Here is an 11363-nt window from a genome sequence, read left to right on the forward strand (position 1 = left end):
CCCCAGGGGCGCTGCCCCTTCAACCCCACCAAGGGGGCTGCGCTGCGCCCCCTTGAACCTCCAGCTTCGGGGCTCCGCCCCGGACCCCACCTGGGGCTCCGCCCCTTGCCCCCGTTTCGGGGGCCGGCCCCCGGACGTCCGCTCCTCAAACGCCGGAGGGGCTGAATGGTGCAGACCGGGCTGGATGGCGCAGGGGCGTCGAGGACGAGGCCCCTGCAGGGCCGACAGCCGGGGTCTGGGGGCGGCAGCCCCCAGGGAGGGTCCGGCGGGAATGAAAGTCGGCCGGAGAGGACGTGTCCCCTCCGGCCGGCCTCACGGCGCGGTCCTACGAGCGCGGCTTCTCCCGCATCTCGTACGTCGCGATGACGTCGTCCACCTTGATGTCGTTGAAGTTTCCGAGGTTGATACCACCCTCGAAGCCCTCGCGGATCTCGGTGACGTCGTCCTTGAAGCGACGCAGACCCTCGATGTTGAGGTTCTCCGCGACCACCTTGCCGTCGCGGATGAGGCGCGCCTTGGTGTTGCGCCTGACCTCGCCGGAGCGGATGAGAACACCCGCGATGTTGCCCAGCTTGGACGACTTGAAGACCTCGCGGATCTCCGCCGTACCGAGCTCGACCTCCTCGAACTCCGGCTTGAGCATGCCCTTGAGGGCCGCCTCGATCTCCTCGATCGCCTGGTAGATGACCGAGTAGTAGCGGACGTCCACGCCCTCGCGCTCGGCCATCTGCGCGGCACGCCCGGCGGCGCGCACGTTGAAGCCGATCACGATGGCGTCCGAGCCCATCGCCAGGTCGATGTCGGACTCCGTGACCGCACCGACGCCGCGGTGCAGGACGCGGATGTCGACCTCTTCGCCGACGTCCAGCTGGAGCAGGGAGGACTCGAGCGCCTCGACGGAACCAGAAGCGTCGCCCTTGATGATCAGGTTCAGCTGCTGGACCTCGCCGGCCTTCAGCACCTTGTCCAGGTCCTCCAGCGACACGCGGCGCGTGCGCTTGGCGAACGCGGCGTTGCGCTCACGAGCGGCGCGCTTCTCCGCGATCTGACGGGCCGTACGGTCCTCGTCGACCACGATGAAGTTGTCGCCCGCACCCGGGACGTTGGTCAGGCCCAGGACCTGGACCGGCGTCGACGGGCCCGCCTCAGTGACGTTGTTGCCGTTGTCGTCGAGCATGGCGCGGACGCGGCCGTAGGCGTCGCCCACCACCATCGTCTCGCCGACCCGCAGCGTGCCTCGCTGGACGAGCACCGTCGCCACGGCACCGCGGCCGCGGTCGAGGCGGGACTCGATCGAGATGCCCTGCGCGTCCTGCGTCGGGTTGGCCCGCAGGTCGAGCGAGGCGTCGGCGGTCAGGATGACCGCTTCCAGCAGCGAGTCGATGTGCAGACCCTGCTTGGCGGAGATGTCGACGAACATCGTGTCGCCGCCGTACTCCTCGGCCACCAGGCCGTACTCGGTCAGCTGACCGCGCACCTTGGTCGGGTCGGCGCCCTCGACGTCGATCTTGTTGACCGCGACGACGATCGGGACCTCGGCCGCCTTGGCGTGGTTGAGCGCCTCGACCGTCTGCGGCATGACGCCGTCGTTGGCCGCGACGACCAGGATCGCGATGTCGGTCGACTTGGCACCACGGGCACGCATGGCGGTGAACGCCTCGTGACCCGGGGTGTCGATGAAGGTGATCTTGCGATCCTCTTCGTTGACCTCGGTCGTGACCTGGTAGGCACCGATGTGCTGGGTGATGCCGCCGGCCTCGCCCGCGATGACGTTCGTCTTGCGGATGGCGTCGAGCAGTCGCGTCTTACCGTGGTCGACGTGACCCATGACGGTGACGACCGGCGGGCGGACCACCAGGTCCTCCTCGTCGCCCTCGTCCTCGCCGAACTCCAGGTCGAAGGACTCGAGAAGCTCGCGGTCCTCCTCCTCCGGGCTGACGATCTGAACCGTGTAGTTCATCTCGTCGGCGAGGAGCTGGAGCGTCTCGTCGGAGACCGACTGGGTCGCGGTGACCATCTCGCCGAGGTTCATCATGACCGCGACGAGCGACGCCGGGTTGGCCTTGATCTTCTCCGCGAAGTCGGTGAGCGACGCACCGCGCGACAGGCGAATGGTCTCGCCGTTGCCGCGAGGCAGCATCACGCCGCCGACCGACGGGGCCTGCATGGCCTCGTACTCCTGGCGCCTCTGCCGCTTCGACTTGCGGCCACGACGCGCGGGACCACCGGGACGACCGAAGGCGCCCTGCGTGCCACCACGGCCACCCGGACCACCGGGACGACCGCCGAAGCCGGGACGGCCACCGCCGCCACCGCCGGGACCACCCGGACGGCCGGCGAAACCGCCGCCACCGCCACCGGGACCACCGGGACGGCCGGCGAAACCGCCGCCACCGCCGCCACCGGGACGACCGGCGAAGCCGCCACCCGGACGACCGCCGCCGCCACCACCGGGACGACCGCCACCACCGGGACCGCGGCCGCCGGGGCCACCGCCACCGGGACGCGGGCCGGCAGCGGGACGCTGCGGCATCATGCCGGGGTTCGGACGCGGGCCACCGGGGCCGCCGCCGGGACGCGGACCGCCGCCCTGCGGACGGGGCATGCCGCCCGGCGTCGGACGGGAACCGCCCGGAGCCTGGGGACGCGGACCGCCACCGGCCGCACCCTGCGGACGGGGACCGCCCTGACCGGCGCCCTGCGGACGCTGACCACCCGGACCACCGGGGCCGCCGTGGCCACCGGGGCGGGGCGCGCCGCCCGGACGGGGCGCCTGCGGGCGCGCCATACCGGTGGAGCCACCCGAGGTGAAGGGGTTGTTACCCGGACGCGGACCGGCCGGACGGGCGCCGGGACGCGGCGCGCCCTGGCCACCCGGACGCCCACCGGGACGCGGGGCCTGACCCTGACCGCCGGACGGACGACCGCCACCGGGCTTCGGGGCGCCGGGACCGGGACGTGCGCCCGGACGCGGGCCCTGAGGCGCCTGAGGCGCGGACGGCGACGGGGGCGCCGTGAACTCGGGCTGAGCCGGAGCCGGAGCCGCCGGGGCGGGCTTCGGCGCGGGCTTCGGGCCGGGCGTGGGACGCGGGCCCGGAGTCGGGGGCGCGGGCCTCTCGGCCGCGGGCGGCTTGGGAGCCACCGGCCCCGGACGCGGCGCCGGACGGGCGGCCTGCGCGGGAGAGGGCGCCGCCGGCCTCGCCGGGGCAGCCTTACGGGGGGCAGCCGACCTGCCGCCCCCATTGCCCTGCTGGAGGGCGTCAGTCAGCTTGCGTACTACGGGCGCCTCGATCGTCGAGGACGCTGAACGGACGAATTCACCGAGTTCCTGGAGCTTGGCCATGACGACCTTGCTCTCAACCCCGAACTCCTTGGCGAGTTCGTATACCCGGACCTTAGCCACTTCGCTCCTTTTAGGTCCGGGTTGCGGCCGGACCGTCGCTACTTCATGGGCGTACTCATCGCGTACTCATCGAGTGCTCATCGCAATCTCGACCTACTTCCGACTCGCGAGGTACCTGGCCGCACGGGGTTCCGTACGACACGTCTTGCGGTGTTGCGTGCTCAGCACAACCGATGCTCAGCAACTGTCTGTCTGCTCGACGTAACGGCGCAACGCCATTGTGTCGAGCGGCCCCGGGACGCGCAGCGCCCGTGGGAACGCCCGGCGGCGTACCGCCTGGTCGAGACAGACCGGGGCCGGGTGTACGTATGCACCCCGGCCGGGCAGCGTACCGCGAGGATCGGGAACGCACTGTTCGTCGATCGCCACGATCCGCAACAGATCGTTCTTGGCCGCTCGCTCCCGGCACCCCACACAGGTGCGCTCAGGGCATGCGCGGGCTCGCGTCCGGCCAGACACTCCTAAGTCTACCTCCCCGCACCGACCTCACCCCTACGGGGTAAAAATCGAACGGCTGTTGTCGTGATCCAACCGACCTGCGGCTTGGATCTATTCCCCACTCTCCGGGAAGCGCCCGAAAAGCCCTAGTCGGTCGTCTGCTCGGTGTCCGGTCGGATGTCGATCCGCCAGCCGGTCAGCCGGGCCGCGAGACGGGCGTTCTGCCCTTCCTTGCCGATCGCCAGTGACAGCTGGTAGTCGGGGACCGTCACGCGCGCGGAGCGGGCCGCCATGTCCACGACCTCGACCTTGGAGACCCTGGCCGGGGACAGGGCGTTCGCCACCATCTCGGCCGGGTCGTCGGACCAGTCGACGATGTCGATCTTCTCGCCGTTCAGCTCGCCCATGACGTTGCGGACGCGACCGCCCATCGGGCCGATGCACGCGCCCTTGGCGTTCAGGCCCGAACGGGTGGACCGGACGGCGATCTTCGTACGGTGACCGGCCTCACGCGCGATGGCGGCGATCTCGACGGACCCGTCGGCGATCTCCGGCACCTCGAGCGCGAAAAGCTTCTTCACGAGATTGGGGTGCGTACGGGACAGGGTGACGGACGGGCCTCGTACGCCCTTCGCCACCCGGACGACGTACGACCGGAGCCGCATGCCGTGCTGGTACGCCTCTCCGGGTACCTGTTCCTGCACGGGCAGGATGGCCTCCAGCTTGCCGATGTCGACGAGGACGTTCTTCGGGTCGCGGCCCTGCTGGACGACACCGGTGACGATGTCGCCCTCGCGGCCGGCGTACTCACCGAGGGTCGCGTCGTCCTCCGCGTCCCGCAGGCGCTGCAGGATGACCTGCTTGGCGGTGGTGGCGGCGATGCGTCCGAAGCCCGACGGCGTGTCGTCGAACTCGCGGGGCTCCTGCCCGTCCTCCAGGTCCTCGGGGTCCTCCTTCGCCCACACGGTCACATGGCCGGTCTCCCGGTTGAGCTCCACGCGCGCGTGGCGGCGGCTTCCCTCGGTGCGGTGGTAGGCGATGAGGAGGGCCGACTCGATCGCCTCGACCAGCAGGTCGAAGGAGATCTCCTTCTCCCGTACCAAGCCCCGCAGGGCACTCATGTCGATGTCCACGGCTACGCCTCCTCCTCTTCCGTCATGTCCTTCTTGTCCTTGCGGTTGAACTCGACCTGGACGCGCGCCTTGGCGATGTCGGTGAAGGCGAGCCTGCGGGTGGTGGCCTTGCGGCCCTTGACTCCGGGGACCTCGAGGTCGAGACCGTCCTCGTCCACGGTCAGGATGCGGGCGACGAGGTCGCCCCCCTCCTGGAGCTGGAACTTCACCAAACGGTCCTGGGCACGCCGGTAGTGCCGGTGCTCGGTGAGGGCGCGCTCGGCGCCGGGGGTGCCGACCTCCAGGTCGTACGCGCCCTGGCCCATGGCGTCCGTCTCGTCCAGCTTCACCGAGAGCGCGCGGCTCACATCGGCGACGGCGTCCAGATCGGCGCCCGTGTCGGAGTCGACGACCACGCGGAGCACACGCTTTCTTCCGACCGAGTCCACCGCGATCTCTTCGAGGTCCAGGCCCTGGGAGCGTACGAGTGGCTCCAGGAGTTCTCGCAGCCTCTCGCTCTGGGTCGTGCTCATCCGGGTGACTCCTCGGCCGCGTGTGCTGTTGTGGGGAAGGTCGCGTGTCAGGTCAAAGCGTATCGGTTCCCAGGGGGTGTTGCCGTCCACCGGGGGCCACCCGGCCCGGGCGGGGCATCAGTAACGGATACGGGGGGCGCCGGTGACGGGTAGTGCGCCAGTGCGCGGGTACCGTGATCACGGGCCAACCGCTCTTCCGTTCGTACGACCCTTCCCGAGGACGACTGCCGTGCCGTTCACCCTGCCGTCGCGCACCCCAACAGGGCCGCGCAGAAGGAGTCTGCTCGCCGGGGCCGCGAGCACGGTTCTGCTCGTGGGCTGTTCGCCCGGTTCCGGGTCGGACGGCTCCGGAGACGGCCCCTCGGCCGCCGACCGGGCACGCGCGCGCGTGGCGCGCGACAGCGAGGCGCTCGCCGGGCGGTACGCCGCCGTGATCGCCGCGCATCCGGCGCTGGCGGAGCTGCTGGAACCGCTGCGGGCCGAGGTCGTACGGCATGCCGAGGCGTTCGGGGGCGGCGCGTCGGCCACTCCGTCGGCCTCTGAGTCGGAGTCGGCGGCGGGGTCGGGGTCGGCCTCCCCTTCCCCCGTGCCCGCCGACGAGAAGGCCGCCCTCGCCGAGCTGGTGACGGCCGAGAAGGAGCTCTCGGACCGCCGTGGGAAGGCGTTGCTGGAGGTGCCGGGCGAGCTGGCGCGGCTGATGGCGTCCGTGGCTGCGGCCGGGGCCGGGCACGCGTTTCTGTTGACGGAGGGTGCGAAGTGAGCGGAGCGGCCGGCAGAAGCGGTACGTCGCCGGAGGCCGGCGAGCTGAAGGCGCTGCAGGCCGCGCTGCGGGCCGAGCACGCCGCCGTGTACGGGTACGGGGTGGTCGGCGGGAGGATCGCCGATGAGCGGAAGGACGAGGCCCGGGCCGCGTACGACGCGCACCGGGCCCGGCGCGACGAACTCGCGCGGGCCGTACGGAACCTGGGCGGCAGACCCGTGGCCGCGGACGCCGCGTACGGGCTGCCCTTCTCCGTGACGGACACCGTCTCCGCCGTACGGCTCGCCGTCGAGCTGGAGGAGCGGGTGGCCGGGGTGTACTCCGATCTCGTACGCGCTTCCGGGGGCGCCCGGAGGCGTACGGCGGCGGAGGCGCTCCGGGAAGCGGCCGTGCGCTCGGTCCGCTGGCGGGGCGGCAGCGTAGCCTTCCCTGGTCTCGCCGAGCGGGCGGCGGCAGCGCCGACGTCGTCGTCGGTGGCGGCGACACCGCAGACGTGAACGCGACCGGGGAAGGGAACGACTCGCACATGGCCCGCATGGCTTTCGAACCGCCGCAGCGCCTCGTGCGAGCACTCGCCGAGGCGCGGCTGGGCGGGGTCGACGGGGGCGGCGAGTGGCTGGAGGAGCTGCCCGCCCTGGTTCAGGAGGCCGTGGCGGTACGGGAGTTGACCGTCGAACGGGTTCAGGCGCCCGGTGGGCGCAGCAGCCTGGTGCTGCTGGTGCGGCAGTTCGACGCGACGCCCGCCGTGCTGAAGCTGGCACCGCCCCGGGCCCGGCCGGAGAGCGAGCGGGCCGCCCTCGGGCACTGGGACGGGCGGGGTGCGGTGCGACTGCTCAACCCGGGCGACACACCGGGGGTGCTGCTGCTGGAGCGGCTGCACCCCGATCTGTCCGTACGGTCCCTGCCCGAGGCGAAGGCCCTGCTGGAGGCGGCGGGGGTGCTGCGGCGGCTGTGGGTCGAGCCGCCGGACGGGGACGGGCACCTCTTCGAGACAGTGGCCGGGCGCACCGGGCGGCAGGCCGAGGCGATGCGGGCGGGCGCCGTCGCCGACCAGGAGATCGCGCCGCTGGTGGACGCAGCCCTCGCCGCCCGTGAGGAGCTGCTGGTCTCGCCCCCCGAGGAGCGGCTGCTGCACGGGACGTTCCGGCAGAGCAAGGTGCTCGCCGGGGAGCGGATGCCGTGGCTGGCCGTCGGGCCCGATCCGGTGGTCGGCGAGTGCGCGTTCGATCTGGCCCGGCTGGTGCGGGACCGGGTGGAGGATCTGATCGCCTCCCCTTCGGGGGCGGCGGCCACCAGACGCCGGGTGAAGCGGCTCGCCGAGTCGCTGGAGCTGGACCAGGAGCGGCTGCGGGGGTGGACGCTGTTCCGCGCCGTGGAGTCGGGGGTGCGGGCGCGCCGGGTGGGGCGGACGCAGGACGCGGAGCTGCTGCTGGAGTTCGCCGGGTGGTTGTGAGGGGGCCGGTGCGGCTCCGGGCGCTGCCGCCCGTTCTTTTCGAGGAGTTCGAGGAGTTCGACGCAGGGTTCGGGGTGAGGCCCGACGACGACTTCGTTTTCGTGTCGCTGCCGCTCTTCTCCGACGGGGACGTCGGCGTCGTGCGCGCTCGCCGTCGTCTCCGCTTCCGCCCGCAGTGCCGGTCAGCGCGAGCATTCCGGCCGCCGCCGCGAGCGTCACCGCCGCGGCGGCTGCCGCGTACGAGTGAGGCGCCCCGGCGGAGCGCCCCGACTCGCCTCCCCGCAGGCTTCGTCACGCCGTCAGGCGCGCGATCGCCTCCTCGACGCTCAGCTCCTCGCGCTCACCGGTCCTGCGGTCCTTGAGCTCCAGCACGCCCTCGGCGGAGCGGCGGCCGGCCACCAGGATCTGCGGTACGCCGATGAGTTCGGCGTCGGTGAACTTCACGCCCGGGGAGACGCCCGCCCGGTCGTCCACCAGGACGCGGACCCCGGCGGCACGCAGCTTCTCGGAGACCTCGAGGGCCAGTTCGATCTGCAGCGCCTTGCCCGCGGCGACCACGTGGACGTCGGCCGGGGCGACCTCCTTCGGCCAGCACAGGCCCTGCTCGTCCGCCGTCTGCTCGGCGAGCGCGGCGACCGCGCGGGAGACGCCGATGCCGTACGAGCCCATGGTCACGCGGACCGGCTTGCCGTTCTGGCCGAGGACGTCGAGCTTGAGGGCGTCGGCGTACTTGCGGCCGAGCTGGAAGATGTGACCGATCTCGATGGCTCGGTCGAGCCTGAGGCCGGTGCCGCAGTTCGGGCAGGGGTCGCCCTCCTGCACGACGACGACGTCGACGTACGCGTCGACCTCGAAGTCGCGGCCCGCGACCAGGTTCTTCGTGTGCATGTTCACCTTGTTGGCACCGGTGATCCAGGCGGTGCCGGGGGCCACGCGCGGGTCGGCGATGTACGTGACCTTCTCCAGGCCCTGCGGGCCCACGTAGCCGCGGACCAGGTCCTCGCGGCCCACGAAGTCCTCCGCGGTGACCATCTCGACGACCGCCGGGGCGAAGTGGGCCTCGACCTTGCCCATGTCGACCTCGCGGTCGCCGGGGACGCCGACGGCGACGATCTCGCCGTCGACCTTGACGAGGAGGTTCTTCAGGGTGGCGGAGGCCTGGACACCGAGCAGGCCGGCGAGGGCCTCGATGGTCGGGGTGTCGGGGGTCGGGATCTCCTCGGCCGCCGGCACGTCCGCCGCGTCCACGGGCTTCAACTCGTACGTGATCGCCTCGGTGTTGGCGGCGAAGTCGCAGTTCGGGCAGTCCGCGAAGGTGTCCTCGCCGGCGTCGGCCGGGGCGAGGAACTCCTCCGACTTGGAGCCGCCCATGGCGCCCGCGGTCGCGGCGCAGATGCGGTAGTCGAGGCCGAGACGCGCGAAGACCTTCTGGTAGGCCTGGCGGTGCAGGGCGTACGACTGGGCGAGGCCCTCGTCCTCCAGGTCGAAGGAGTACGAGTCCTTCATCAGGAACTCGCGGCCGCGCAGGATGCCGGCGCGGGGCCGGGCCTCGTCCCGGAACTTGGTCTGGATCTGGTAGAGGATGACCGGCAGGTCCTTGTACGAGGACGCCTGGTCCTTGACCATGAGGGTGAAGATCTCCTCGTGGGTCGGGCCGAGGAGGTAGTCACCGCCCTTACGGTCCTGGAGGCGGAAGAGCTCCTGGCCGTACTCGCTCCAGCGGCCGGTCGCCTCGTACGGCTCCCTCGGCAGCAGGGCGGGGAGCAGCACCTCCTGGGCGCCGATCGCGTCCATCTCCTCGCGGACGATCCGCTCCACGTTGGCGAGGACCTTCTTGCCGAGCGGCAGCCAGGTCCACACGCCGGCGGCGGTGCGGCGCACATATCCGGCGCGGACCAGCAGCTTGTGGCTGAGGACCTCGGCGTCCGCGGGGTCGTCACGCAGCGTCTTCGCCATCAACTGGGACATACGCTGGACCGGTGCGTTCGCCATGATTCTCGTACTCCTGCTGCGTCACGGGTGATGACAGGAGGTTAGCCGGGCGGTGCGGGGCGGTGGAAATCGGTTAGCGGCGGCGCAGTGGCAGAGGGGCGCCCATCACGGCGTACGGCTTCGGGGCGCTCGGGAAGAGCACCTGCCGGGCCAGGTCCTCGTAGCCGAGGGAGTGGTAGAGGCCGCGGGCCGGGCTGTCGGTGTCGATCGCGGAGAGGATCGAGCGGGGTTCGGTGGCGCCGTCCGTGATGGTGGTGATCAGGGACCGGCCGATACCGCGGTTCTGGTAGTGCGGGTGGACGTGCAGCTCGGTGATCACGAAGGAGTCGTCGAGCCAGCTCTCGTGGCCCTGGGCGCGCAGGTACGGTTCGACGACGGTGGACCACCAGTGCGTACGGTCGTTGGGCATGCCGTAGACGAAGCCGACGAGCCGGCCGCGGGGTGTGGTGGCGCCGAGCGCGCGGGCGCCGGGGTGGCTGAGGTGCCTCAGGACGATCTGCCTGCGGACGGCCACCTCTTCGGCGCCGAGTCCGAAGGCCACGGCCTGGACGGCGAGCGCCTCGTCCACGCGCGCGGCGAGGTCCAGCGGGCCGATGACCACGTCGTCGGGGTTGGACGGGCCCTGACCCGGAAAGCGCAGCATGCCGGGGAGACTACCCGGGCGCTTCATTGGATCGCGCCGGGGACTGCGGGTTGTCCTGTTGGGTGCGGGTCGTGCAGGGCGGTCGCGCCGTTCCGGCGTCCTTCTCAGAACAGCACGCTCATGAACGCGCCCACTTCCTGGAAGCCCACCCTCTGGTACGTGCGCCTGGCCGCGGTGTTGAAGTCGTTGACGTACAGGCTCGCCACCGGGGCCACGTCGGCGAGGGCGTAGCGGAGGACGGCTGCCATGGCGGGGGCCGCGATGCCCTGGCCCCGGTGTTCCGGGGCCACCCACACGCCCTGGATCTGGCAGGCCTGGGGGGTGGCCGCGCCGATCTCGGCCTTGAAGACGACCTTGCCGTTCGCGTCGAGGCGGGCGAACGAGCGGCCGGAGCCGACGAGTTCGGCGACGCGGGCCTGGTAGAGGAGCCCGCCGTCGCCGGCGAGCGGGGAGACGCCGACCTCTTCGGTGAACATCGCCACGCACGCCGGCATGATCGTCTCCATCTCGTCCTTGCGGATGCGGCGGACGTACGGATCCGGGGCGATGTCGGTGGGGAGACGGTCGGTGACCATGAGCGGCTGGTGGGCGCGGATCTCGCGGGCGGGGCCCCAACTGGGCTCCAGGAGGCGCCAGAGCAGGGCGGTGGGTTCGGCGGGGCCCACGACGGAGGAGCAGCGGCGGCCGGCTCTGCGGGCGCGGTCGGCGAAGGCGCGTACGGCGCGGGGGGTGGCGCAGATGGGGACGAGGTTGGCGCCCGCGTAGCAGAGGCTGGTGAGCATGCCGTCGTCGTACCAGCCCCACATCTCGCCGCCGAGGCGCCAGGGGTCCAGGCCGGCGATCTGCACGCGCGAGGTCACGAAGGCGTTCGCGACGGGCTCGCGGTCGAGGACGGCGAGTGCGGCGTCCAGGTCACTCGGTTCGAGGACCCTGGTGGTCGTCTGGGTCAACACGTGCGGGGGCCTCACCCTGGGGGCTGCTGATCTCCGCACTGTACCCGGCGAATTTGTGGGGCGCCGCCCGGAGTCC

General features: G+C 71.9%; 10 protein-coding genes. 3 read left to right on the forward strand and 7 right to left on the reverse strand.

The window, feature by feature from the left end:
- Positions 1 to 325: 325 nt before the first annotated feature.
- From infB to rimP, 4 genes are all read right to left on the reverse strand, one after another.
- Positions 326 to 3403, reverse strand: a complete 3078-nt coding sequence (infB, locus tag FNH04_RS49130; protein WP_322724359.1) for a translation initiation factor IF-2 — start codon at positions 3401 to 3403, stop codon at positions 326 to 328.
- Positions 3404 to 3580: 177 nt separating this feature from the next.
- Positions 3581 to 3862 carry a YlxR family protein gene (locus tag FNH04_RS31185; protein WP_322724361.1) on the reverse strand — a complete coding sequence of 94 codons (282 nt, stop codon included), beginning with the start codon at positions 3860 to 3862 and terminating at the stop codon, positions 3581 to 3583.
- A 125-nt stretch (positions 3863 to 3987) separates the two neighbouring features.
- Positions 3988 to 4974, reverse strand: a complete 987-nt coding sequence (gene nusA, locus FNH04_RS31190; protein WP_322724362.1) for a transcription termination factor NusA — start codon at positions 4972 to 4974, stop codon at positions 3988 to 3990.
- Positions 4975 to 4976: 2 nt separating this feature from the next.
- Entirely contained in the window at positions 4977 to 5486 is a 510-nt protein-coding gene (gene rimP / locus FNH04_RS31195; RefSeq protein ID WP_152789127.1) for a ribosome maturation factor RimP, read from the reverse strand.
- Between the two features lie 229 nt (positions 5487 to 5715).
- On the opposite strand from rimP, the gene FNH04_RS31200 reads away from it, so the two are divergent.
- Genes FNH04_RS31200 through FNH04_RS31210 form a run of 3 tightly spaced genes read left to right on the forward strand, consistent with a single transcriptional unit; the run spans position 5716 to position 7699 of the window.
- Positions 5716 to 6246 carry a hypothetical protein gene (locus FNH04_RS31200; protein WP_322724364.1) on the forward strand — a complete coding sequence of 177 codons (531 nt, stop codon included), beginning with the start codon at positions 5716 to 5718 and terminating at the stop codon, positions 6244 to 6246.
- Positions 6243 to 6743, forward strand: a complete 501-nt coding sequence (locus FNH04_RS31205) for a ferritin-like domain-containing protein (RefSeq protein WP_322724366.1) — start codon at positions 6243 to 6245, stop codon at positions 6741 to 6743. Before FNH04_RS31200 ends, FNH04_RS31205 begins: the two co-directional genes overlap by 4 nt.
- Positions 6744 to 6781: 38 nt before the next feature.
- Positions 6782 to 7699: an aminoglycoside phosphotransferase family protein gene (locus FNH04_RS31210; protein WP_152789133.1), complete on the forward strand. Its 918-nt coding sequence runs from the start codon at positions 6782 to 6784 to the stop codon at positions 7697 to 7699.
- 291 nt (positions 7700 to 7990) lie between these two features.
- On the opposite strand, the gene FNH04_RS31215 is transcribed toward FNH04_RS31210, so the two are convergent.
- The 3 genes from FNH04_RS31215 to FNH04_RS31225 all read right to left on the reverse strand — a co-directional run bounded on the left by FNH04_RS31215 (position 7991) and on the right by FNH04_RS31225 (position 11287).
- Complete coding sequence (locus FNH04_RS31215) at positions 7991 to 9691, reverse strand: proline--tRNA ligase (RefSeq protein WP_152789128.1); 1701 nt, start codon at positions 9689 to 9691, stop codon at positions 7991 to 7993.
- A gap of 73 nt (positions 9692 to 9764) precedes the next feature.
- The gene (locus tag FNH04_RS31220) at positions 9765 to 10334 is read right to left on the reverse strand and encodes a GNAT family N-acetyltransferase (protein WP_152789129.1); all 570 of its coding nucleotides are present in this window, start codon (positions 10332 to 10334) and stop codon (positions 9765 to 9767) included.
- Between the two features lie 104 nt (positions 10335 to 10438).
- Positions 10439 to 11287: a GNAT family N-acetyltransferase gene (locus FNH04_RS31225; RefSeq protein ID WP_322724367.1), complete on the reverse strand. Its 849-nt coding sequence runs from the start codon at positions 11285 to 11287 to the stop codon at positions 10439 to 10441.
- Positions 11288 to 11363: the final 76 nt, after the last annotated feature.

The organism is Streptomyces phyllanthi (assembly GCF_009377205.1).
Lineage (GTDB): Bacteria > Actinomycetota > Actinomycetes > Streptomycetales > Streptomycetaceae > Streptomyces > Streptomyces phyllanthi.

Excerpts from the sequence above, each read along its gene's own strand:
- rimP (WP_152789127.1), bottom strand. The coding sequence starts at position 5,486 with ATGAGCACGACCCAGAGCGAGAGGCTGCGAGAACTCCTGGAGCCACTC.
- FNH04_RS31210 (WP_152789133.1), top strand. The coding sequence starts at position 6,782 with ATGGCTTTCGAACCGCCGCAGCGCCTCGTGCGAGCACTCGCCGAGGCG.
- FNH04_RS31220 (WP_152789129.1), bottom strand. The coding sequence starts at position 10,334 with ATGCTGCGCTTTCCGGGTCAGGGCCCGTCCAACCCCGACGACGTGGTC.
- FNH04_RS31215 (WP_152789128.1), bottom strand. The coding sequence starts at position 9,691 with ATGGCGAACGCACCGGTCCAGCGTATGTCCCAGTTGATGGCGAAGACG.